The following is a 22,887-nucleotide window of genomic DNA, read 5'->3' as shown; positions in this document are numbered from 1 at the left end:
CCGGGGAGCCCCGGGCGTCTTCCGCGGGCCACCCGGCCGCCGGGCCCGGAGTGCCCGGCGGCCGGGCCCGCATCACACGGCCGCCAGGCCCTCCACGGGGCTCAGGTTCGCCGCCCGACGAGCAGGCAGCAGCGCCGCCGCCAGTCCGGCGAGGGCGGCCACCAGCACGATGAGGGCCAGCTCGAGCCACGGAACGGTGGGACGCACCACGGAGGATCCGCCCGAGTTCGCGAGCAGGTCGCCCAGGATGAGCTGGGAGCCGGCCCATCCGTAGAACACGCCGAGCGCGCAGCCCAGCAGGGCGGCCACTCCGGCGATCAGCACGGACTCGATCGCGATCATCCCGCGCAGCCCGCCCCGCGTCAGGCCCAGGGCCCGCAGCAGCGCGTTCTCGCGCGTCCGCTCGATCACGGAGAGGCTCAGCGTGTTGGCCACGCCGACCAGCGCGATCAGCACGGACACGGCCAGCAGCGCCACCACGATCCACAGCATCGCGTCGATGATCTGGGCGTACACGGCGCGCGTCGGGGCGCCGCCGTCCATGATGACGGCGCCGGAGCCGGCCGCCTCGGTGACGTCGTCGGCGAGGGCCTGCAGCTCGTTCACGGGCACGTTGCCCGACAGGGCCACGAGCAGCTGGCTGGGCACGGTGACCCCGCCGTCGAAGGCCACGGGCGCCCCGTCCCACCCGGCGGCGCGCGCGGTCTCCTCGGCGACGTACACGCCCGAGCCGAGCGAGCCGCCGCGCACGGGGGCGAGGGTCCGCTCGGCGCCGGCCACGGTGGCCGGGACGTCGCCCTCCACCCACTCGGGGACGAACACGGTGCCCGGCTGGCCGAGGCGCGCCTCCTCGTCCGGGGGCAGGTCGGCGACGGCGCCACGCAGGGCGGCGCTCGGCGCGGCGAGCACGGTGGAGCCGTTCTCCGTGGTCCCGACCGGCACGGCCAGGGCCACGGCGCCGACGTCGTCCACCCCGCGCACGCGCTCGGCGGCGGCTGCGGCGTCCGCGCCGGCGGGCACCGAGACGACGAGGTCCACGGGGTAGGCGGCGTCCAGGGCCAGGTTGGTCGTGTCCTGCGCGGTGCGCCCGCCCGTCAGGAAGAGCGCCACGAGGGTGGTGCCCACCAGGAGGGCGGCGGCCGTGGCGGCGGTGCGCGAGCGGTGCCGCGTGGCGTTCAGGCCCGCGAGGCGGCCGGGCACGCCGGCCGGGCGGGCCAGAACGGACGCGCCGCGCACGGCGGCCGGCACGAACAGCGAGGCCAGCAGGAGCACGCCGAGGAAGGAGAGCGCTCCGCCGCCGATCGCGGACAGCGGCTCGGGGGCGAACGCACCGAACAGCATGAGGGCGGTGCCGCCCACGGCCAGCACGGTGCCGATCACGGTGCGCACCACGCCGCCGCGGGAGGCCGCGCGGACCTCCTCCGCGGGCCGCAGGGCCTGCAGCGGGGAGACGCGGGTGGCGGCGAGGGCCGGGGCGATCGCGGCGGCGAGCGTCACGAGGACGCCGACCAGGACGGTGACCAGCAGGGTCACCGGATCGGCGGCGAAGGTGAGGGTGTTCATCTCGAACATCGCGCGGACGGCGGCCACGAGGCCCGCGGTCGCGGCGACGGCGAGGACGACGCCGAGCACGGAGCCGATCAGGCCCACCACGAGCGCCTCCACGAGCACGGAGGTGCGGACCTGCCCCGCCGTGGAGCCGAGGGTGCGCAGCAGCGCGAGGTCACGCGTGCGCTGGGCGACGAGCACCTGGAAGGTGTTGGCGATGACGAGGGCCGTGACCAGCAGGGCCAGGGCGGCGAAGCCGCCGAGGATCCAGCCGAAGACATCCGTGCCGCCGCTGGCGTCGGCCAGGGTGGCGCGTGCGGCGTCGTCCGGGGTGCGGACCTCGGCGGACACGCCGCGCTCCGTGAGGACGCCGGTGACGGCCGAGGCGACAGCGTCCCGGTCCGCGCCGTCGGTCAGGCGCAGCAGCACGTGGGGGCTGTAGGCGTCCACGGCGCCGGCATCGCCGACCTGCGGCTCCTGCACGGCCGCCACCGTGGGCCCTCCCGCCCAGATCTGCCCGCCCGAGGAGAGGGTGGGATCGGGGGAGGACGTGGTCAGGCCGGTCACGGTGGCCTCGGTGGTGCCGCCCACCGGATCGCCGGAGAGGGTCACGACGTCGCCGACGGCCACGCCCTCCCGCTCGGCGGTGGAGGTGTCCAGGGTGATGCCGCGCGGATCGGCGGGGGCGGGGTAGGAGCCCTCCGTGAGGGAGACGGCGATCAGGGAGGAGTCGCGGGGCACCGGCTGGACGATCGCGCCGAAGTCCGCGTCCCCCGTGGTCGCGGTCGCCCACGTCAGCTGCGTGGAGTAGGCCTCCTCGACGCCCTCGATCCGCCCGAGCGGGCCGGGCTGCCCCGCCGTGCCGGCCAGGCCGGGGAAGGCGGCCGTGGGGTCCTCGGCGGAGGAGTCGGAGACCTTCGGCAGGACCACGAGGTCGCCGGCGGCGTACGTGTTGCCGAGCGTGGTGCGCAGGGTGGCCTGGCCGCTCGAGGAGACGAGGAAGGAGGCGGCCAGGAACATCGTGCCGATGAGGATGGCCAGGATGACGGAGATGTAGCGGCGCGGCTGCGTCCGCAGCTGGGAGAGGGCGACGGTCCACATGCTCAGCGCACCCCGCCCCGCACGGAGGCCGAGGCGCCCTGCGCCGCACCCGTGGACAGCGCCGTCATGGCCTCGGTGACGGACTCCACCGTGGGGCCGATCAGCTCGCCGGCCAGCACGCCGTCGGCGAGCAGCACCACGCGGTCCGCGGCGGAGGCCGCCACGGGGTCATGCGTGACCATGATGATGGTCTGACCCATCTCCCGCGTGGAGCGGCGCAGCAGGCCCATGACCTCCGCGGAGGCGGCGGTGTCCAGGTTGCCGGTGGGCTCGTCGCCGAACACCACGTCCGGGCGGGTGAGCAGGGCGCGGGCGACGGCGACGCGCTGCTGCTGGCCGCCCGAGAGCTCGTGCGGGCGGTGCTTCAGGCGGTCCGTGAGGCCGAGCGTCGCGGTGATCTCCTCGAGCCACGCGCGGTCCGGCTTCTTCGACGCCAGCTCGAGCGGCAGCACGATGTTCTGCTCCGCGGTGAGGGTGGGGACGAGGTTGAAGGACTGGAACACGAAGCCGACCCGGTCCCGGCGCAGGCGGGTCAGCGCGGTGTCGTCCAGGCCCGTGATCTCGGTGCCGCCCAGCATCACGGACCCGGAGGTCGGGGTGTCGAGGCCCGCGAGGCAGTGCATGAGCGTGGACTTGCCCGAGCCGGACGGGCCCATGATCGCGGTGAAGCGGCCGGTCTCGAAGTCCACGTCCACGCCCCGCAGGGCGTGCACCTGCGCGTCGCCCTTCCCGTAGGAGCGGGTGAGGGCGCGCGCCGAGACGGCGTGCGCCGTCGTCGTGGTGGCGGCGGGTCCGGGCGCACCGGTGGCGAGCGGGGAGGACGCGACGGCGTGGCCGGCGGTGGGGGAGGTGTGGTCGCGGGGCGAGGCGGCTGCGGTGCTCATGGGCCCACCCTCCCGCGGGCACCGCCCGCACGGGATCGGAGCACGGGATGGACTGCGGCGCGCCTCGGGTCATACCGGGGGTGGACCGACACCTGACCTGAGGAGGATGGGAGGATGGGGGCATGAGAGCCGACGCCCGCGCCAACCGCCAGGACCTGCTGGCCGCGGCCGCACACCTGCTCCAGGAGCAGGGCGCCGGGATGTCCCTGAGCGCCGTGGCGCAGGAGGCCGGTCTCGGCGTGGGGACGCTGTACCGGCACTTCCCCACCCGGCGCGACCTGCTCACGGCCGTCCTCGAGCAGGTGGTGGTGCGCATCCGCCGCATCCTCACCCGCTTCATCGCGGGCGTGGGGGACCCGGAGGAGCGGTGGCGCCGGCTCGCGAGCGAGCTGGCCGAGGTGAACCTGACGTCCATGCTGGCCGCGCTGGACTCGGTCACGGCCCGCGACCTCCCGCAGCACGACCTCTTCGACGAGGCCGAGGAGGAGATCCTCGACCTCGCCGACCGGGCGGTGGCGATGGCGGCCGAGGCGGGCCTCGTGGGGGAGGACCTGACGGCCCGGCACTACTTCATGGGGCTGCTCACGCTCACGAGGCCGCTCACCTCGGACGTGCTGGACCGCTTCCCCGAGCAGAACGACTGGCTGCTCGACGTGTACCTGCGCGGGCTGCGGCCCACGGCGGGCTGAGCGCGGCTCAGTCCTCCGTGCGGCAGAGCACGGAGACGCTCACCCCGGCCAGCGTGGTGATGGCCCCGGTGAGCAGGAGGCGCGGCAGGCCCTCGAGGTCGGTGAGCAGGGCGAGGCCGAGCATGGCCAGCGCGCCGGTGACGAGGCAGACGAAGAACACGAGGCAGTCGCCGTCGCGCTCGTCCCTGACCGTGGAGGTGCTCCCGCGGCCGGCGGGGCCGGTGGGACGGGCGGGGCCGGTGGGACGGGTGGGCGCCGCGGCGCTGGTCGGTGCCGACTCGTGCGGTGCCGTCGGCTGGGGCTCGGTGTGCATCGTGGTCATGGCGGTCACTCCCCGGGTACGAGACAGGCCCATCGGGGCGCTGTGACTCCATCATCCGGGGCGCGGCGCGCGGGCGGGACCGCCGTCCGGATGACTTCCCCTCGGGCGGGTGTCATACCCGGGTATGAACGGTGAGGGCAATCCGCTGCGGCGGCTCGGCCGGGCGCCGGCGCCGGTCCGACGCGGCGGCCTCAGTACTGCACGAGGCCTGCGCGGTGGGCGATGAGCACGGCCTGCACGCGGTCGCGGGCGCCGAGCTTGGCGAGCACCCGGCCCACGTGCGTCTTCACCGTGGCCTCGGAGAGCACGAGCTGCGCGGCGATCTCCAGGTTGGACGAGCCCTGGGCCATGAGCACGAGCACCTCGCGCTCGCGCGGGGTCAGCGACGCCACGGCCGCCTGCTGCTCCTGGCACTCCGCGCTGCGGACCTGGTCCGTGCGCAGGCGGGGCGCCATGTGCTGCAGCAGACGGCGTGTGGTGGACGGGGCGATCACGGCGTCGCCGCGGTGCACGGTGCGGATCGCGGAGAGCAGCTGCTCGGGCGGGGCGTCCTTGAGGAGGAAGCCGCTCGCCCCGGCCTCGATCGCTTCGAGCGCGTACTCGTCGAGGTCGAAGGTGGTCAGCACGACGACGCGCGGCGCGTGGGGGAGGCGCAGGAGGGCGCGCGTGGCCTCGATCCCGTCCATCTCCGGCATGCGCACGTCCATGAGCACGACGTCGGCGCTCGCCACGGCGACCGAGCCAGCGGCCTCGCGCCCGCTGCCGGCCTCGGCCACGACCGTGAGGTCCGGCTGGGAGTCCACGAGCATGGCCAGCCCTCCGCGGATCAGGGCCTGATCGTCCACGAGGGCCACGCGGATCGGGGCGTCGGACGGGTCGGTGCGCTCGGGGGCAGTGCTCATGCTCGGATCCTCTCAGACGGACGGCTCTCCATGCCGCCGGGCGCAGTACTGCCACCTGACCCCCGTGGTTGCTTGGCAGTACTGCGCCCGGCAGAGACGCGGGCGGGTGTTCGACGGCGGGTGTCCGGGGGTGGGAGTTCGGCGGCGGGAGTTCGGCGGCGGGCTCTAGACCGCGGAGTAGGGCAGGTGCGCGCTCACGCGGAAGCCGGCCCCGACGCGCGGGCCGGTCTCCACGGTGCCCCCGAACAGGGTCACGCGCTCGGCGAGTCCGCGCAGCCCCTGGCCCGAGCCTGCCGTGGCGGGGTCGGCGCCGGCGCCCCGCCCGTCGTCGTCGGCCTGGATGTCCAGCCCGCGGGCGGTCCACGCGAGGGTCACGAAGGCGCGCGCCCGCGGGCCGCCGTGGCGCAGCGTGTTGGTGAGCGCCTCCTGCACGATCCGGTACGCCGTGAGCTCACCGCCCGCCGGGAGCGCACGGCGTGGGGTGCCCGTCTCCAGGAGCGAGATCTCGAGGCCGGAGAGGCGCATGGTGTCGACGAGCGAGGGCACGTCCGCCAGTCGGGGCTGCGGGCGGTGCTCCACGGGACGGGAGCCGAGGCCGCCGGGCGAGGCGGCGGGGCCGGGGGCGCGGGGCGTCGACGGCGCGGAGGGCTCCACGGCCCCCGCGCCCGTCCCGGACTCCGCGATGCCGGGCACCCCGGCCACGGTCTGGCCGGTCTCCCGGAGCACGCCGAGCAGCTGGCGCATGTCCGCCAGCGCCGCGCGGCCCGTCTGCCCGATGGTGCCGAGCGCCTGCACGGCGATCTCGGGCCTGGCGGCCGCGGCGTACCGGGCGCCGTCGGACTGGGAGATGATCACCTGCAGCGAGTGGGCCACAATGTCGTGCATCTCCCGGGCGATGTGGTTGCGCTCGTCCGCGGCGGCCAGCTGGCGCTCCTGGCGCGCCTGCGTCTCGAGCCGGCGGGCGCGGTCCTCGAGAGCGCGCAGGGCCAGCCGCCGGTGGCGCACGGTGTCCCCGAACGCCCACGCCGTCAGCACCACGGAGCCGCAGCCGATCGTCATGATGACGAACGCCTCGAGCGTGGGCGGGGACTGCACGCCCTCGGCGCCGGTGAACGCCGCGGGGAACAGCCATACGCGCAGGCCGTTGAGCAGGCCGCCCGCGAGCGCGGTCAGCAGGCCCGCGAACGAGACCCACCGCGGGGCGTTGGCCGCGAGGTTGTAGACCGTCATCGGCACGAGCACGAGCACCGCGCTGAACTCCGGGCCGACCAGCAGGTGGAGCACGGCGAACACCACGACGACGACGGCCGAGGCGACCGGCCGCGTGCGGCGGGCCGCCCACGGGAGGACCATCCCTGCGGAGAGCACGATGGCGATCGCGGCCTCGACCGGAGCCGGGCCCGCGAGCGTGCCCAGCATGACCCACGGCCCCGCGCCGAACACCAGGAGCAGCAGGACCGTGGTGATCACGTCGGTGCGCACCGGGTGGGCGCGCATCCACTGGTCGATCCGGTGCAGGGGGTTCACGCGGGCCAGCCTAGGGGCGTGGCCGCTCGCCGCGCGTCAGACCGGGGGATGACGCCCCCGGCACGACGGGTCTCGGAGCGGGCCCCGGGGGCGCTCAGCGGGGGTCGAGGGAGGCCAGCACGGCGGCGGCGTCCGCCTCCCGCACGCGGCCGGCGCCGGTGCCGGCCCACAGGTGCACGCGGCCCAGGTCCCCGCGCTGGGCGGCCGCGGCGCGCAGCCCCGTCGTGAGCACGTTGACCTCCGGGTACGCAGCCGGCGCGTCCGGGAACGCCGCCATGAAGGGGGTCCGCAGGGACCGTGCCCAGCGCCCCGTGTAGGCGCGGGTCACGGCGGTGTCGGCCGCGCCGTCGTCGCCGGTGAAGGCCACGCCCGCCGCGGCCTGCCGCAGGCCCTCGCGGTGCGCCGCCGAGGTGCCCGCCTCGGGCGTGAGCAGGAACGCGGTGCCCGCGGCCACGGCGGTGGCGCCCGTGCCGAGGAGGGTGCGGACCGGCGCCGCGGAGGCGACGCCGCCCGCCGCCACGAGCGGCATGCCCGGCCCGACGGCGGCGGACACCTCCGCCACAAGGGCGACGGCTCCCGTGGTCCCCGGGTCCGCGGCCGGGTCCAGCGTGCCGCGGTGGCCTCCCGCCTCCGGGCCCTGCACCACGAGGAACGCCGCCCCGTTCCGCACGGCCGCGCGCGCCTCGGCCGTGCTCGTCACGGTGACCCCGGCCACGATGCCCGCGGCGGCGAGCCGGCCGAAGACCTCTGCGGCGGGCAGTCCGAACGTGAAGGTCACCATCGGCCAGGCCTGCTCCTCGGCCGCGGCCAGCATCGCCTCGAAGGCGTCCCGCTCGGCGTCCGGGTCCGGGGTGGCGTCCTCGATCGTGGGCAGGGCCGCGCCGAGCTCCTCCGCCACCGGCGCGAGGCGCTCGCGGTAGGCGGCGACGTCGTCGCGCCGACGGGCGCGCGCGGCGGCGGTGCGCGCCCCCGCCGGGACGGCGGTGTTGACCGCGTCCGGGACGAAGAGGTTCACGCCCCAGTGCTCCTCCCCCCGGGATCCGGCGGTCAGGAGACGCCGCAGCTCGTCCACCTGCGCGCGGACCTCCTCCGGGGCTCGCATCCCGCCGGCCAGGACGCCGCCCCCGCCCGCGCGCAGCACGGCGGCGACGAGCGCGGGCGTCGAGGGCCCGCCGGCCATCGGGGCGGCGAACACGGGCACCGCGGGGGAGAGGACGTCATGCGGGGAGACGGGGGTCATGGCCATGCCGCCAGCCTAGGAGGAGGGGCCTACAGTGGGTGGGTCCGAGGCCCGGGAGAGGGGGTGCGTGTGCAGGTCCTGTGGTCGCTGGCCCCCATCCTCCTCACCCTCGCCCTGCTGCTGACGAAGCTGCCCGCGTGGGTGGCCCCGGCCGCCGGCGCGCTGCTGGCCGCCGTCCTGGCTCCCACCGTGTTCGGCGTGGACCCGGGGGCGCTCGGCGTCGCGCTCGCCGGCGGCGTGCCCACGGTCCTGGAGATCCTCGCGATCATCGCCGGTGGCATCACGCTCTCCCGCATCATGGAGCACACCGGTGCGCACCAGCGCCTCGGGCAGTGGCTCTCCGCGGGGGCGGGTCCCTCGATCGCCACGGGCCTGCTCATGGTGCACGGCGTGATCCCGTTCCTGGAGACGGTCACGGGCTTCGGGGTCTCGCTGATCGTCGGCGTGCCGCTGCTGATCGGCCTGGGGTACACGGCGTTCCGGTCCGCGGTGATGGCCGTGCTCGCCCTCACCATCGGGCCGTGGGGGTCCATGGCGCCGGGAACCCTGCTGGGCGCCCGGCTGGGGCACCTGGACTTCCAGCAGCTCGGCGTCACCACGGCGGTGTTCAACCTCCCCGCCTCGCTGCTCGCGGGCGTGGTCACGGTGCTGCTGCTCCGGGGGTCACGCGGCACGCGGTTCGATGCCGGCCCGGCCCGTCTCGCCCCGTGGATCGGGGTCGCCCTGCTCTCGGGCGTGGCCCAGTGGGCGCTCATCCTGGGGGCGAACCTGCTGGTCGGCACGGCGCCGGCGGGCGCCCTCGGCACGTTCGTGCTCACCGTGACCTGGCTGCTCGTGGTCCGTCGGGGCCGGCTCACGCCCGGACCGGGGCGCGACGTCGTCCCGTACCTCACGCTCATGGTGGGCACCGTCATCGGCACCACGGCGGAGTCCGCGCTCGCGCTGAGCGGGCCGCTGTCCGTCGTCGGGACCCCGGCGCTGTGGGCGTTCGTGGCGGTCGGCGTGGGGGTGCGCCTGCTGCACCTGGACGCCGCGGGGCGGCGCGCCGTGCCCGGGGAGGCCGCGCGCCTGTGGGTGGGCACCGCCATTCCCAACGCGCTGTACGTGGCGTTCGGCCTGACGCTCTCGGCGGGCGGGGTCTCCGGCGCGCTGGCGGGCGCGCTCAGCGGCATGGGGGAGTCCTATCTGGTGGCCGTCCCCGTCATCGCGGCCCTGGGCGGGTTCATCACGGCGTCCAACACGGGCGCGATGGCGCTCTTCGGCCCGCTGCAGATGGACACGGGGGCCGCGTTGGGCGTGCCGCCCGTATGGACCAACGGCCTCCACAACGCCGCCGCAGGCTGGGGCATCATCCCGGGCCCGGCACGCATCCAGGTGGCCCACGGCATGGCCGCCGGCTCCCAGACCTCGGAGATGCCCGGCTGGGCCGTGAGCCGCGGCGCCCTGTTCGCGGTGCTGTTCCCCACCATGCTGGCCGGCATCGTTCTCATGTCCGTGATGGGCTGGTTCCTGCTGCCGCGGTGAGCGGCAGGCGGGCCCACGTCCCGACCTTCGGCGGAGGCGCCCGCCCCGCTCGCGCGCCTAGGCTGAACGGCATGATCCGTGTAGTCGTGGCCGACGACCAGACCCTCATGCGCACCGCCCTGGAGCACTTCGTGGCGCAGGCCGACGACATGGAGGTGGTCGGCTCCGCCGAGGACGGCCTCCAGGCCCTGGCCCTGGCCCGCGCCCGGACCCCCGACGTCGTGCTGATGGACATGCAGATGCCCCGCATGGACGGGGTGGAGGCCACGGCGCACATCACCGCGGAGCTGCCGGACACCCGCGTCCTGGCGATCACCACGTTCTCGTCCGAGCAGTACCTCGTCCCCGCCCTGCGCGCCGGTGCCGCGGGCTACCTCGTGAAGGACGCCCCGCCCGCCGACGTCGTGGACGCGATCCGCCGCATCCACGCGGGCGACACGGTCTTCTCCGCGCGTGTGGCCCAGGACCTGGTGGCCGCCGTGGCGGCCGCGCCCCAGGAGGTCTCCGTCGGCCCCGCCGAGCCGCTCGCCGCGCACGAGCGGCTCACCGAGCGCGAACTCGACGTGGTCAGGGAGCTCGCCAAGGGCTCCTCCAACGCCGAGATCGCGCGGGCGCTGTTCCTCGCGGAGGCCACCGTGAAGTCCCACATCGGCAAGGTCCTGGAGAAGTGGCAGGTCCGCGACCGCGTGCAGGTCCTCATCCGTGCCGCCCGCGCCGGACTCGTGGAGCTCGGATGAGCACCGCCGCCCCGGAGCCCGCGGGGCTCGCGTCGGCGGCCACGTCCGCGCCGCCCCGCGCCGACGCTTCGGCGCCGCCCCGCGCCAACGCGTCGGCGGCGGACTCCCGCATGCCCCGCGTGCTGCAGGCCGAGGCGGTCTCCCGGCACACGCGGCTCATCCTCTATGCGCTGGCCGGGCTGCTGGTCGTGCTGGAGGTGACGTCCTCCCTCGTCGGGCCCCTCCTGGAAACATGGCTGTACGCGGACGGCGGCGCGCCGACGTCCGCCGGGGACGAGCCCAGCACCGCCGTGATCCTCGCGCTCGCCACGATCTCCGTGGTGCTGACCCTGCTGTTCGCGTGGCAGCCCAGCCTCGCGGCCGCGCTCGTCCTCGCGGGGACGGCCGTGAGCCTCCTGGGGCTGGTGGGCCCAGACCAGGCCCACCTCAACCCCTTGGCCTTCGTGGGCGGGATCATCCTGGGCGCCCCGCTGGTGGCCCGCTACTCCCGGGCGGGATTCGCGTGGGGCGCGCTCGCGGCGGTCGCGGTGCTCACGGTCGCCGGCGAGGTGCTCGCCGACCCCCCGTCCGCCGACGCAGAGGGCCTGCGCGGCACGATGATCTTCACGGTCGTCCTCGCAGCCCTGCCCACGATCCCCGCGATCTTCGTCCGCCGCACCCGGCACCGCGCCCGGGCGCGTGAGGCGGAGGCCGAGGCCCGGGAGCAGCAGGTCCTGCGCGCCGCGGAGCAGGAGCGCCAGCGGATCGCCGCGGAGCTGCACGACGTCGTCGCGCACGGCCTCACCGTGATCACCATGCAGGCGGCCATGCTGCCCACCCAGACCGACCCCGCGGCGCGCTCCGCCTCGGAGACGGCGATCGAGGAGGCCGCTCGCCAGTCCCTCGTGGACCTGCGGCGCATGCTCACGGCCCTGCGCGGCTCGGACCGCAACGCGCAGACCGCCGAGGGCGACATCGCCGTGGACCTGCCGGCCCGCTTCGACGAGTTCGAGTCGCGCCTGCACGCGGCCGGCTTCGCCGTGGAGCGCACCCTCGCGGACCTCGACCGCCTGCCCCGCTCCATGGAGCTCACGGTGCTGCGCGTGGTGCAGGAGTCCGTGACCAACATCCTCAAGCACACTCCGCGCCGCGGCACGGTGCACCTGTGCTCCCGGTTCGACGACGACGGCCACCTCGTCCTCGAGGTGACCAGCCCGCTCACCACGGGCGAGCCGCGGGCCAGCCGGGTGGTCTCGGCCATCCCCTCCGGCTTCGGCCTGGCGGGCATGCGCGAGCGCGTGGCCGTGTTCGGCGGCGCGCTCACCGCCGGCCCGATGGGCGACGGCTGGACCGTGCGGGCCGTCCTGCCGACCCGCTGACCTGCACCCCGCCCCGCCCCGCCCCGCCCGGCTCCCGCGCCCCTGCGTTTTCGCTAGGGAAATCGTCGTCTCCCTCCCAGCGGATCAGGATGGAGACGACGATTTCCCTAGCGAAAGTCCTGGCGCCCGGGGGAGGAGGACTCAGCCCAGCGGGACCGTGATCTCCTGGCCCGGGCAGAGCGTGTGCTCCTGGCCCGCGATGACCATGGGGACCTCATGCCACATGCCGTCGCCGGCCCGCACGGTCACCTCCGTCTGCGCCATGTGGATCTCCACCGGCTGCTGGTGCCACCGGATCGTGAAGCGCGCGCCGGGCAGCTGGGAGGGCAGGCGCGGGGAGAGGCGCACGACGCCGTCGCGCGTCTCCAGGCCCGCGTAGCAGCGGATGACAGTGTCCACGGTGCCGGCCATGAGGCCGAGGTGGATGCCCTCCTTCGTGGTGCCGCCCTGGGTGTCGGAGAGGTCTGACTCGAGCGCCTCCGTGAAGAGGTCCCACGAGCGGTCCGGGTCCGTGCGGGCCGCCACCCACGCGTGCACCAGACGGGAGAGCGTGGAGCCGTGCGTGGAGCGGGCCTCGTAGTAGGCCACCATCCGCTGGTAGGCCTCCTCCGGGAGCTCGTAGCCCATGCGGCGCAGGATCTCGTCCAGCTCCTCGGCGGAGAACAGGTAGCCGAGCATGAGGGTGTCGGCCTGCTTGGAGAGCTTGTACCGGTTGGTGGCGTCGCCCTCCGCCTGCAGGATCAGGTCCATGCGGCCGATGTTGCCGTACGTGGCGCGGTAGGCGTCCCAGTCGAACTCCTCCAGGTCCTGGTAGCCCTCGAACTGCGCCAGGATGCCGGCCTCCTCGCCCTCGGTGAAGAACGGGACCGTGAGCCTCGCGCTGATCTCCTCCCAGCGCTCGATCTCCTCCTCGGTGACCTCCATGACCTCGGTGAGGCCGTCGTCGAGGGTGTCCAGCCAGCGGACCAGGCGTGCGGTCTCGGCCAGGACCCATGAGGTCAGCACGTTGGTGTACGCGTTGTTGCGCAGGCCCGAGCCGGGGGTCTCCGGGTAGCCGTCGTGGAACTCGTCCGGGCCCATGACGCCGTGGATCTCGTAGCGGTCCGTCTCCGCGTTGTGCAGGGTCATGGACACGAAGAAGCGGGAGATCTCCACGAGCATCTCGGCGGCGTAGTCCGAGATGAACGCGGCGTCCTTGGTGATCTCGATGTACCGCAGCACCGAGTACGCGATGTCCAGGGAGACGTGGCGCTGGTTGTGGGAGTTGTCCGGCATCCACATGCGCGAGCGCGGGTTCCACAGCTCGGTGGGGGTCTCCTCGCCGCCGTCCGCGCCGGACTGCCACGGGAACATGGCGCCGGCCCAGCCCTCGGCCTGCGCGTTGGCGCGGGCCTCGCCGAGGCGGCGGAACCGGTACATCAGCAGGCCGCGGGTGATCTCCGGGCGGCGCAGCGTGAGCATCGGGTAGACGTAGATCTCGTCCCAGAAGATGTGCCCGCGGTAGCCCTCGCCGTGCAGGCCGCGGGCGCCCAGGGAGGCGTCCAGGTCCCGACGCCGGCCATAGGCCGTCTGCAGCACGTGGAAGGTGTGCAGGTTCAGGGCCAGCTGCTGGCGCAGGGAGGCACCGTCCTTGCCCACGGTGACGGCCGAGCCCACGGAGGCGGAACGGCCGGCCTCGAACACCGGGGTCTCGTACTCGGCGCCCTCGGCGAGCTGCGCCGTGGAGCGGCGCTGGTTGCGGTGCGCGTCCGCGAGGTCGATCCGCACGGCGAAGCGGTCCCAGTTCATCCCCCAGCGCTGCTCGTGCAGGGTCAGCAGGTTGCGGAAGTTCTGCGCGCGCTGCACGGTCTTGACCGCCGACTCCCACACGGAGGCGTTGGCGTGGTCGTGCGTGGTGGCCACGGCCGCGGTCTTCTCCAGCACGAGCGGCACGCCCTCCTCCACGTGGAGGCGGATGTCCTGGCCCGCGACGAGGGGCGAGTCGTCCACGGGGCGGCGGATCGGCTGGTGGTGGCCCACGGGGGCCACCTGCCGGGTGCGGGCGGCCACGGCCACGTGGATGCGGGACTGGCTCGTGACGGTCTCCAGCAGGACGGTCTCGCCGTCGATCTCGCGGGCCTGGGAGGGCTCGAGGTGGTGGTTGGCCAGCGTGCGGTCGTCCGAGACGTTGAGGTTGGCCACGCGGCCCTCGATCAGCGAGCGCACGGTGAGGTCGCCGGACCAGTTCTCGGCCACCACGGTGAGCTCGATGGCCGCGATGTGGCGGTTGGCGAGCGACTGGAACTGGCGGGTGTGCAGGGTGGTGCGGCGGCCCTGCCCGTCCTCGAACGTCATGGTGCGGGAGAGGACGCCGCGGCGCAGGTCCATCTCCTGGATGAACTCCACGAGGTTCTCGTCGCTCGGCAGCAGGGGGCGGCCGCCGCGGGGGATGACCACCAGCGGCGTCCAGTCCTGGATGTTCACCATGTGCTCGGTGACGACCTCGCGGCCCTGGACCATGGAGGTCAGGCGGTTGAACACGCCGGCCATGTAGGTGCCGGGGTAGTGCACGTCCGTGATGACGGTGCCGGGGATGGCGCCGCGCGTGCCCCAGTACCCGTTGGCCATCGTGCAGAGCACCTCGCGCGTGCCCTCGACGGCGGCGTCGAAGTCGGTCCAGCGCAGCACCCAGGCGGCGTCGAAGGGGGCGGCGGTGCGCTCGTCCAGCGCGAGCGTGCCGTAGTCCTCCACCACCAGGTGGGCGCCGGCGTCCTTGAGGCGGCCGCGGCCGAGGTCCGGCTCGCGGTCCACGCCGATCACCAGGCCGAAGCGGCCGTCCGCGGCGGCCTTGACGCCGGAGACGGCGTCCTCCAGCACCATCGCGTCCGCCACGTCCACGCCGAGCTCGCGCGCGGCCTCCCAGAACATGGCCGGGTCCGGCTTGCCGGGCAGGCCGCGCTCCACGGCGGTGTTGCCGTCCACGATCACGGGGAAGAAGTCCAGCACCCCGCCGGCACCGAGCACCGCGCGCGAGTTCTTGGAGCTGGTCACGAGGGCCACCGGAACGCCGCGGCGGCGCAGCTTCTCCAGCAGGTCGAGCGCCTCGGGGAAGACGCGCACGCCGTCGCGCTCGAGGACCGCCTCGAAGTAGCCCTGCTTGCGCTCGGCCAGGCCGAGGACGGTCAGCTCCGGGGCGGACTCGGCCTCGGGGGCGTCGGCCTCCGGCACGCGCAGGCCGCGGGAGGCGAAGAAGGCCCGCACGCCGTCCTCGCGGGGGCGCCCGTCCACGTGGTGCAGGTAGTCGCCCGCGGCGTCGAAGGGGCGCAGGCGCTCCGGGTCCGCGGCGACGGCGGCCTCGTTGGCCTCCAGGGCGCCGACGGCGGGCAGCGCCTCGTCGAAGAGCTCCTTCCACGCCGCGGCGTGCACGCCGGCCGTGTCGGTGATGACGCCGTCCATGTCGAAGATCACCGCGCGGTAGCGGCGCAGCCGGTGGCGGCGGGCGTTCAGGTCCTGCGAGGCAGCGGGCGTGAGGGTCTGCGTCATGAGCGGGAGGGGCCTTTGCGCTGGTCGGGGAGAGGCCGCGGGAGGCCTCGGGCACTGGGAGACAGCCTAGGGGGAGCGGTCGGCGCGCGTCCCGCCCTCGCGGGGCGAACTTCCGGTGAACCCGCTCACGGGGCGGAGCCGTCAGCGGCGCACGAGGTGCACGAGGGTCTCGGCGTGCCCGGTCTGCGGGAACATGTCGAACACCCGGGCGCGCTCCACGCGGTAGGCCGGCAGGGCCGCGAGGTCCTTCGCGAGGGAGGCCGCGTTGCAGCTGGAGTAGAGGACGTGCGGCACGCCCGAGGCCTGCAGCCCCGCCGCCAGCTCGGGGCCGATGCCCCGGCGCGGCGGGTTCACGACGACGGCGTCCGGCACCGGCGCACCGGCGACCCGGCTGGGGTCGGCGGCGGCGTGCGGGCCCTCGCCCCGTCCCGCCGAGGACAGCGCCTGGGTGGCGTCGCCGGCGTCGAGGTGCACGCGGTCGGCCAGGCCCAGCTCCACGGCGGTGAGCCGTGCCGCGGCGATCGCGTCCTCGCTCGTCTCCATCCCCCAGACCTCGGCCACGCCGGCGCCGCCGTCGGCCACGGGACGGGCCAGGTGGAACGCGAAGCCGCCCACGCCGCAGTACAGGTCCCACGCGCTCGCGGGGCGGGCCTCGGCGAGCCATGCCGCCGCCGTCGCGTAGAGGGCGCGGGTCACGGCGGTGTTGGTCTGGAAGAAGCCCTGCGGACGCAGGCGCAGCCCGATCCCGTTGAGCTCCATGCGCAGGGTGGCGTCCCCGGCGAGGTGGACCTCCTCGCGGCCCTCGGGCAGGGCCACGTGCTCGGGCAGCAGGTTCGCCGTCACCACCCTCGCCGGCGTGCCGGCCTCCTCGAGCGCCGTCCGCAGCGCGGGGACCGCGGCCCGCAGCGCGTCGAGTCGGTCACGGGAGCGCAGCACGAAGCGCACCATCGCCTCGCGGTCCGGGGAGAGCGTCACGATCACGTTCTTCAGCTCGCCGGTGCGCGCGGCCACGTCGTAGGGGGTCAGGTCCGCGGCGCGCACCGTGTCCGCCACGGCGGCGGCGATCCGTTCCATCCCGGGCTCGTACAGGGGGCAGTCGCGCAGGTCCCAGCCGGTGCCGTCGTGGTGCCTGGGGTGCTGGTTCGGGTCCAGGATGCCCAGGCGCGGGTCCTGGGCCGTGCCGGTCACCACGAGCTTGGCCTTGTTGCGGAATCCGGCCGCGGGGGAGGGCGCGGGGTCCAGCCACCGGGTCCCGGCGTCCGACACGTCCGCGAGGCGCTCGCGCACCGCCGCGGCCTTGTCCGCCAGCTGCACGGCGTAGGGCACGCCCAGGAGGGTGCAGGAGCGGCAGCGGCCGGCGTCGTAGTGGTGGCAGAGAAGGACGGGCGAGTCCACGGCGCGGCTCAGAAGTCCGTGCTCGCGCGCAGCTCGGGGCGGTCCAGGCGCTCGGCGAGGTGGTCCAGGGCGAGCTCCGCCGCGGCAGCGATGTCCGCATCCACGTCCATCACCAGGGCGGAGAGCACGGGCACGGCGGCCTCGAGGTCGTTCGGGCCGGCCAGGGCGCCCAGGGCAGAGGCCGCCGACGCGCGGACCTCAGGGTCCGGGTCGCAGCACCCTGCGCCGACGCGGTCCACGAGCGCGTGGTCCACCGCGGCATCGGCGCGCAGGGCGTCGGCCCGTGCGGCCAGCACGAGGTGCACCGCGGAGCGCACCTCGGGCTCGGGGGCGTCGAGGGCGGCCACCAGGGCGGGCAGGGCCCGGCGGTGCCAGGCGCGCGTGAGCGCCAGGGCGCCGGCCGCGGGGGGGGTGAGGGCGTCGTCGTCGCCCAGGATGGCCTGGGCCGCCCCCGAGGTGACGTCCTCCGGGGTGCTGGAACCGGCCAGCAGGCGCGTGGCCACACCCACGACGGCGGCCTCGCCGCGCTCCTCCACGGCGCGCGCCACGCGGCGGGAGAGGCGGTTCAGGGGAGTCTGCGGTTCCGCGGGCAGCGGCAGGGGTTCGCGGGGGGTCATGCGCCCATTCTCCCGCTGTCCGGGGCGGTGATACGTTCGGTGACATGAAGCACATCGGAGCCCTGTCCCTCGACTTCCGGGCGGACAGCTTCGACCATCCCTCCGGGATCGTGGACGCCGGCACCGCGATCTCCTGGATCGACAAGGTCTGCTATGCCGTCGCCGCGAGCTGGTCCGGCTCCTTCGTGCGCGCCCGCTACATGGGGAACATGCAGTTCCGCCACGCCGTGCCCGTGGACACGCAGGCCACGGTGCAGGCGCGCGTCGTGCACACGGACGGCTCCGACGTGCACGTGCAGACGCGCCTGATGCTGCCGGAGATCCCCGACGCCGCCGGCGACCCCACGGTCTGCACCTCCTCCATCGCGGTGTACTCGGCCGAGGAGGGCGGCGCCCGCCTCACCGTCCCCCAGTGGGTCCCCGCCACCCCGAACCAGGTCGAGCGCGACGAGCAGGCCCGGCGCTCCACCGTGGCCCGGCGCGAGGTGGAGCGGGGGATGGCCGAGCTGCCCTTCCCCGCCTCCGCCGCGGACCTCGAGGAGATGACCACTCTCTCCTTCCTCGCCCCCACGTCCGAGGCCACCGTGGGCGGCACCGTGAACGCCGGCGCGGTCATGCGCTGGGTGGACGAGGCCGCGGGCGTGTGTGCGGCACGCTGGACGGGCCACGAGAACGTGGTGGCCGTGTTCGCCGGCGGCGTGCGGTTCGTGCGCAACGTGCGGGTCGGCGACCTCGTGCGGGTGGACGCCCTCCTGGTGCACACCACGGACCGCTCCATGCACGTGGCTCTGCGCGTGTACGCCGGGCGTCGCACGAGCCGGCGCCCCCGGCTCGTGGCCCACTCGATCTCGGTGATGGTGGACGTCTCGGACGAGGGCCGCGCCGGCGTCGTGCGGCGCTACGTGCCCGTGAGCGAGGCCGCCCGGCGGCTCGAGGAGTCCGCGGTCGAGCTCGTGCGCCTGCGCTCCGAGATGGGGGCGGCCTGGACGTACGCCCGTCCGTAGAATGCGCGGATGAACGAGATCCCCGTCCCCGGACGCCCCGCCCTCCGCCGGCTCGTGGTCCGCGGCCTCACCGCCGGGGCCGCCGCCCTCGTCGTCCTCCCCGCCGTGACCGCGGTCGCGCTCACCGGGATCGACCTCGTCAAGCGCCGCGGACGAAAGCAGCGTCCCGCCCAGCGGCCGGGCACGTTCCACGTCGAGGCCGGGGAGTCCTCCGTGAGCATCTTCACCTCCGGCGAGGAGCTCTTCGAGGCGATGATCGCCGCGATCGACGACGCCCGCGAGTCCGTCAAGCTCGAGACGTACATCTGGAAGGGCGACGAGACCGGCCAGCGGTTCATGGACGCGGTCAACCGGGCGGCCGAGCGCGGCGTGCGGGTGTGGATCTCCTACGACGGCTTCGCCAACCTCGTGGTGAGCCCCCGGTTCTACCGGCAGTTCCATCCCGCCGTGCAGGTGTACCGGATGCCGGCCTTCACCCGCCCGTACTGGCGGGGGATCGTGCGGCACACCGGCTTCAACCACTCCAAGATCCTCGTGGTGGACCACGAGGTGGGGTTCGTGGGCGGCTACAACATCGGCGACGACTACGCCCACCACTGGCGGGACACGCACGTGCGCCAGGTGGGGCCGGCGGTCTGGGGGCTGGACCACTCGATCGCCACCGTGTGGAACGCGGGCCACGCGCCCGAGGAGCGCATGGAGTGGCACACGCCGGACTCCTGGAACCAGGCCGTCACCGTGGCCTCCAACCTGCCGATCCAGCTGGTCTACCCGGTCCGCCGCGTGTACCTCGAGGCGATCGAGCGGGCGCGGGACCACATCTACATCAACACCCCGTACTTCATCCCGGACCAGCAGATCCTCGAGGCGCTCAAGGACGCCGCACGCCGGGGGGTGGACGTGCAGGTCATGCTGCCCAAGGACTCCAACCACGTGGTGGCCGACTGGGTCTCTCGCGGGTTCTACGCCGAGATGCTCGAGGCCGGCATCACGGTCCTGCTCTACAGGGCGAGCATGATCCACGCCAAGACCGCCACCGTGGACGGTGAGTGGGGCACCGTGGGCACCGCCAACATCGACCGCCTCTCCCTGGGCTACAACTACGAGACGAACCTCTCCGTGGTGGGTGCCGAGTTCGCCGCCCGCATGGAGGAGATCTTCCGCGCCGACGCCGCCCACTGCGACGTGGTCACCTCGCCGCGCTGGGAGGACCGCCACGGCATCGCCCGCGTGGTGGAGACCCTGCTCGTGCCGCTGCGCCCGCTGCTCTGACGGGGCAGGGCCTCCGGGGCGCCGAACGTCTGAGGCACTGAGGCACTGAGGCGCCGAGCATCCGGGGCACCGACCCGGGGCGTCGGCCGCCGGCTCTCCGTCGCAGTCCTTCCCACCCCAGCCCGGCGCCCCCGCCCCCCTGCGCGACCCCTCCGTTTCGACCGCTGCGAGTCCCTCGCGCTGTGGGGCGCCCTCCTGCTTGCATACCCCCAGGGGTATGTCCTACGCTGATCTCCGCTATACCCCAGGGGGTATCGCGCCGTCGTCGCCCCAGCCCCGATCCCAGGAGGACCCCATGCTGCTCGAGCGCATCTACGACGAGGACCTGGCCCAGGCCAGCTACGTGATCGGCTGCCAGGCGAAGAAGGAGGCCATGGTGGTGGACCCCCGCCGCGACGTGCAGGTCTACCTGGACTTCGCCGCGCACCACGGCATGACCATCACGCACGTGACCGAGACCCACATCCACGCCGACTTCCTCTCCGGCACCCGGGAGCTGGCCGCGCGCACCGGCGCCCAGATCCACCTCTCCTGCGAGGGCGGCGAGGACTGGACCTACGGGTTCGAGGGGAACCTCCTCCGCGACGGCGACGAGATCCGCCTGGGCAACATCACCGTCACCGCCCAGCACACCCCGGGGCACACCCCCGAGCACCTGAGCTACCTCGTGCAGGACGGCGCGTTCGCGGACGGCCCCGGCTACTACCTCACCGGCGACTTCGTCTTCTCCGGCGACCTCGGCCGCCCCGACCTCCTGGACGAGGCCGCCGGCGGACAGGACACCCGCTTCCTCGGCGCGAAGCAGCTCTTCGCCTCGTTGAAAGCGAAGTTCGTGGGCCTGCCGGACCATGTCCAGGTCTTCCCCGGCCACGGCGCCGGCTCCGCCTGCGGCAAGGCGCTCGGCGCGCTGCCCTCGACGACGGTGGGCTACGAGCGCGCCTACGCCTGGTGGGCGCCCTACGTCGAGAAGGACGACGAGCAGGGCTTCGTCGACGAGCTGCTCGACGGCCAGCCGGACGCCCACGCCTACTTCGCCCGCATGAAGCGCCAGAACAAGCAGGGCCCGGCCGTCCTCGGCGAGCTCGCCCCGCTCACGGAGCTCAGCGGCGAGGCGGCCGCGGCCCGCGTCGCGGACGGGGACGTCCTCGCCGACACGCGCCCGGTCGACCAGATCCACGCCGGCACCGTGCCCGGCTCCCTCGCCCTCCCGGCCAAGGACAAGGCCGCCACCCACGGCGGCTGGGCCTTCGACCCCGAGGCCGAGCAGAACGCCGGCGTCGCCATCATCCTGCTGGCGGACGACGCCGACGACGCCGGCCGGATCCGCGACCACCTGATCCGCGTCGGGGTGGACACCGCGGACGCCTTCGTCACCAGCCTGGAGGGCTTCGACCTCGAGGCCCCGGCCACCATTACGGCGGAGGAGCTCGAGCGCAGGATCGCCGCCGGCGACGTCGTCGCCGCGGCCCCCGGTGCCGCGCCCGGCCAGGACGGCCTCGCCCTGCTCGACGTCCGCAACCGCTCCGAGCACGCCGCCGGCACCATCCCGGTCAGCGCGGGCGCGGACGGTGACGACGCGGGGGCCGCCCAGCTCTCCGCCGGCAAGGTCGCCTTCCACGAGGACGAGCTGCCGAAGGACGCCACGCTCGTGACGTTCTGCCAGTCGGGGCTGCGCAACGTCGTCGCCGCCCAGGCGCTGCGCCGCGACGGCTTCCGCGTCGTCGAGCTCGAGGGCTCGTACAACGCCTGGCAGCAGCGCGTCCGCGGCTGAGCCGCCCGCGCTGCCCCGCCTGAACCTGACACGCCCCAGAATGGAGACCACCATGACCGTCACGACCCTGACCCCCGTGAGCCCCGAGGCCCTGCGCGAGCGCATTGCCGCCGGCGAGGTGTTCGTGCTCGACGTGCGCACCCCCGGCGAGTTCGAGGCCGAGCACATCGCCGGCTCCTACAACGTCCCCCTGGACACCCTGAAGGAGCACGCCCGCGACGTCGCCGAGCGCCTCGACGGGCATGTCGTGCTCGTGTGCGCCTCCGGCGTCCGCGCCTCTGACGCCCAGCAGCGCCTCGCCGCGACCGGCTTCCGGGAAGCCGCCGTGCTCTCCGGCGGCATCAGCGCCTACGCCCAGGCCGGCGGCGACGTCGTCCGCCGCGGCTCCGGCTGGGCCATGGAGCGCCAGGTGCGCATGACCGCCGGCACCATCGCGCTCACCGGCGCCGTCGCGTCCCAGCTCGGCTCGCGGCGCTTCGGCCTCATCCCCGCGGCCATTGGCGCGGGCCTCACCTGGTCGGCCGCGTCCAACACCTGCGCCATGGCCTCGGTGCTGTCGAAGATGCCGTGGAACCGGCCCGCCGTCGAGCGCTCCGCCGCGGACGTCCTGGGCGGCCTCCCGACGACATCGGGCGCCTCCGGTGCCGGCCGTGCCGCCGCCGTCGCCCCGGGGACCGCCGTCCCCTCGGTCACCGGGCGGGCCTGACCGATGACCGGGCTCGCAATCGCCCTGGCGCTCGTCGTGGGCATGCTCGTGGGCATGCTCGGCGGGGGCGGATCCATCCTCATGGTGCCGCTGCTGACGTATGTGGCCGGGCTGGAGCCGCACGCGGCGATCGCGAGCTCGCTCTTCGCGGTGGGCATCGCCTCGCTCGTCTCCGTGGGCCTGCACGCCCGTCGGGGCACCGTGCGATGGCGCACGGGCGGCCTCTTTGCGGCCGGTGGCATGGTCGGCGCGGTGCTGGGCGGCGCGCTGGGCTCGCTCCTGCCGGGGCCGGTCCTGATGATCGGCTTCGCGGTGATGATGCTCCTGACCGCGCGGGGCATGATCCGGGGCCGGCGCGGCGGCGGGGAGCCCGAGGGTGAGAGGAAGGTCCGGGTGGGCCGGCTGCTGGCCACGGGGCTGGGGGTCGGGCTGATCACCGGCCTCGTGGGCGCCGGGGGCGGGTTCCTCATCGTGCCCGCGCTGGTGCTGCTGGCGGGGCTGCCGATGAGCGCCGCCGTCGGGACCTCGCTCATGGTGATCGCGGCGCAGACCCTCGCCGGGTTCGCCGGCAAGCTGCCCGGCGTGAGCCTGGACTGGGGGCTGCTGCTGGCCCTGACGGGCATGGCGGTCCTCGGCGCGCTGATCGGTGTGGCGCTCGGGAAGCGGGTGCCGGACCGGGCCCTGCGGATCGGCTTCGGCTGGTTCGTGCTCCTGATGGGCGTCGGAGTGCTGGCGGCGGAGATCGCCGGCCTCGTGGCCTGACACGTC

General features: G+C 74.7%; 18 protein-coding genes. 9 read left to right on the top strand and 9 right to left on the bottom strand.

Annotated elements, in window-relative coordinates:
- Positions 1–72: 72 nt before the first annotated feature.
- Together NJC10_RS08715 and NJC10_RS08710 are read right to left on the bottom strand one after the other, a co-directional pair.
- A complete protein-coding gene (locus NJC10_RS08715; RefSeq protein ID WP_319075978.1) occupies positions 73–2,649 on the bottom strand; it encodes an FtsX-like permease family protein in 2,577 nt (858 codons plus the stop codon).
- Between the two features lie 2 nt (positions 2,650–2,651).
- Positions 2,652–3,533 (bottom strand): ABC transporter ATP-binding protein, encoded by an 882-nt coding sequence (locus NJC10_RS08710; protein ID WP_248115757.1) that lies wholly within the window; start codon positions 3,531–3,533, stop codon positions 2,652–2,654.
- 122 nt (positions 3,534–3,655) lie between these two features.
- Between NJC10_RS08710 and NJC10_RS08705 the strand changes: the two genes are divergently transcribed.
- A complete protein-coding gene (locus NJC10_RS08705; RefSeq protein WP_319075976.1) occupies positions 3,656–4,222 on the top strand; it encodes a TetR/AcrR family transcriptional regulator in 567 nt (188 codons plus the stop codon).
- A 7-nt stretch (positions 4,223–4,229) separates the two neighbouring features.
- Here the strand turns inward: NJC10_RS08705 and NJC10_RS08700 are convergent, their stop codons facing one another.
- From NJC10_RS08700 to NJC10_RS08685, 4 genes are all read right to left on the bottom strand, one after another.
- Positions 4,230–4,544 (bottom strand): hypothetical protein, encoded by a 315-nt coding sequence (locus NJC10_RS08700; protein WP_319075974.1) that lies wholly within the window; start codon positions 4,542–4,544, stop codon positions 4,230–4,232.
- Between the two features lie 191 nt (positions 4,545–4,735).
- Positions 4,736–5,446 carry a response regulator transcription factor gene (locus NJC10_RS08695; protein ID WP_319075973.1) on the bottom strand — a complete coding sequence of 237 codons (711 nt, stop codon included), beginning with the start codon at positions 5,444–5,446 and terminating at the stop codon, positions 4,736–4,738.
- Between the two features lie 165 nt (positions 5,447–5,611).
- Positions 5,612–6,973 carry a sensor histidine kinase gene (locus NJC10_RS08690; protein ID WP_319075971.1) on the bottom strand — a complete coding sequence of 454 codons (1,362 nt, stop codon included), beginning with the start codon at positions 6,971–6,973 and terminating at the stop codon, positions 5,612–5,614.
- Between the two features lie 94 nt (positions 6,974–7,067).
- Positions 7,068–8,219, bottom strand: a complete 1,152-nt coding sequence (locus NJC10_RS08685; RefSeq protein WP_319075970.1) for a nitronate monooxygenase — start codon at positions 8,217–8,219, stop codon at positions 7,068–7,070.
- Between the two features lie 57 nt (positions 8,220–8,276).
- Between NJC10_RS08685 and NJC10_RS08680 the strand changes: the two genes are divergently transcribed.
- The 3 genes from NJC10_RS08680 to NJC10_RS08670 all read left to right on the top strand — a co-directional run bounded on the left by NJC10_RS08680 (position 8,277) and on the right by NJC10_RS08670 (position 11,832).
- Entirely contained in the window at positions 8,277–9,737 is a 1,461-nt protein-coding gene (locus tag NJC10_RS08680) for an L-lactate permease (protein WP_319075969.1), read from the top strand.
- Between the two features lie 71 nt (positions 9,738–9,808).
- Positions 9,809–10,474: a response regulator gene (locus NJC10_RS08675; RefSeq protein ID WP_248115751.1), complete on the top strand. Its 666-nt coding sequence runs from the start codon at positions 9,809–9,811 to the stop codon at positions 10,472–10,474.
- On the top strand, positions 10,471–11,832 hold the full coding sequence (locus NJC10_RS08670; protein ID WP_319075965.1) for a sensor histidine kinase: 1,362 nt from the start codon (positions 10,471–10,473) through the stop codon (positions 11,830–11,832). The genes NJC10_RS08675 and NJC10_RS08670 overlap by 4 nt, the downstream gene beginning before the upstream one ends.
- 141 nt (positions 11,833–11,973) lie before the next feature.
- Here NJC10_RS08670 and NJC10_RS08665 read toward each other — a convergent pair whose 3' ends face one another.
- The 3 genes from NJC10_RS08665 to NJC10_RS08655 all read right to left on the bottom strand — a co-directional run bounded on the left by NJC10_RS08665 (position 11,974) and on the right by NJC10_RS08655 (position 17,366).
- On the bottom strand, positions 11,974–15,354 hold the full coding sequence (locus NJC10_RS08665; RefSeq protein ID WP_319075963.1) for an HAD-IA family hydrolase: 3,381 nt from the start codon (positions 15,352–15,354) through the stop codon (positions 11,974–11,976).
- Between the two features lie 141 nt (positions 15,355–15,495).
- A complete protein-coding gene (locus NJC10_RS08660) occupies positions 15,496–16,749 on the bottom strand; it encodes a methyltransferase domain-containing protein (RefSeq protein ID WP_319075961.1) in 1,254 nt (417 codons plus the stop codon).
- Between the two features lie 8 nt (positions 16,750–16,757).
- The gene (locus tag NJC10_RS08655) at positions 16,758–17,366 is read right to left on the bottom strand and encodes a hypothetical protein (RefSeq protein ID WP_319075959.1); all 609 of its coding nucleotides are present in this window, start codon (positions 17,364–17,366) and stop codon (positions 16,758–16,760) included.
- Between the two features lie 44 nt (positions 17,367–17,410).
- Here NJC10_RS08655 and NJC10_RS08650 point away from each other — a divergent pair, with 44 nt between their 5' ends.
- The 5 genes from NJC10_RS08650 to NJC10_RS08630 all read left to right on the top strand — a co-directional run bounded on the left by NJC10_RS08650 (position 17,411) and on the right by NJC10_RS08630 (position 22,881).
- Positions 17,411–18,370: an acyl-CoA thioesterase gene (locus NJC10_RS08650; RefSeq protein WP_319075957.1), complete on the top strand. Its 960-nt coding sequence runs from the start codon at positions 17,411–17,413 to the stop codon at positions 18,368–18,370.
- A 9-nt stretch (positions 18,371–18,379) separates the two neighbouring features.
- Complete coding sequence (locus NJC10_RS08645; protein WP_319075955.1) at positions 18,380–19,642, top strand: phospholipase D-like domain-containing protein; 1,263 nt, start codon at positions 18,380–18,382, stop codon at positions 19,640–19,642.
- A gap of 295 nt (positions 19,643–19,937) precedes the next feature.
- Positions 19,938–21,413, top strand: a complete 1,476-nt coding sequence (locus tag NJC10_RS08640) for an MBL fold metallo-hydrolase (protein WP_319075954.1) — start codon at positions 19,938–19,940, stop codon at positions 21,411–21,413.
- 52 nt (positions 21,414–21,465) lie between these two features.
- Positions 21,466–22,119, top strand: a complete 654-nt coding sequence (locus NJC10_RS08635) for a rhodanese-like domain-containing protein (RefSeq protein WP_319075952.1) — start codon at positions 21,466–21,468, stop codon at positions 22,117–22,119.
- 3 nt (positions 22,120–22,122) lie between these two features.
- Positions 22,123–22,881 (top strand): sulfite exporter TauE/SafE family protein, encoded by a 759-nt coding sequence (locus tag NJC10_RS08630; RefSeq protein WP_319075950.1) that lies wholly within the window; start codon positions 22,123–22,125, stop codon positions 22,879–22,881.
- Positions 22,882–22,887 lie beyond the last annotated feature (6 nt).

It is taken from the genome of Micrococcus sp. M4NT, assembly GCF_033790745.1.
Lineage (GTDB): Bacteria > Actinomycetota > Actinomycetes > Actinomycetales > Micrococcaceae > Micrococcus.
Note: the sequence above shows the minus strand (reverse complement) of the source record. Positions and strands in the feature narration are given on the sequence as shown.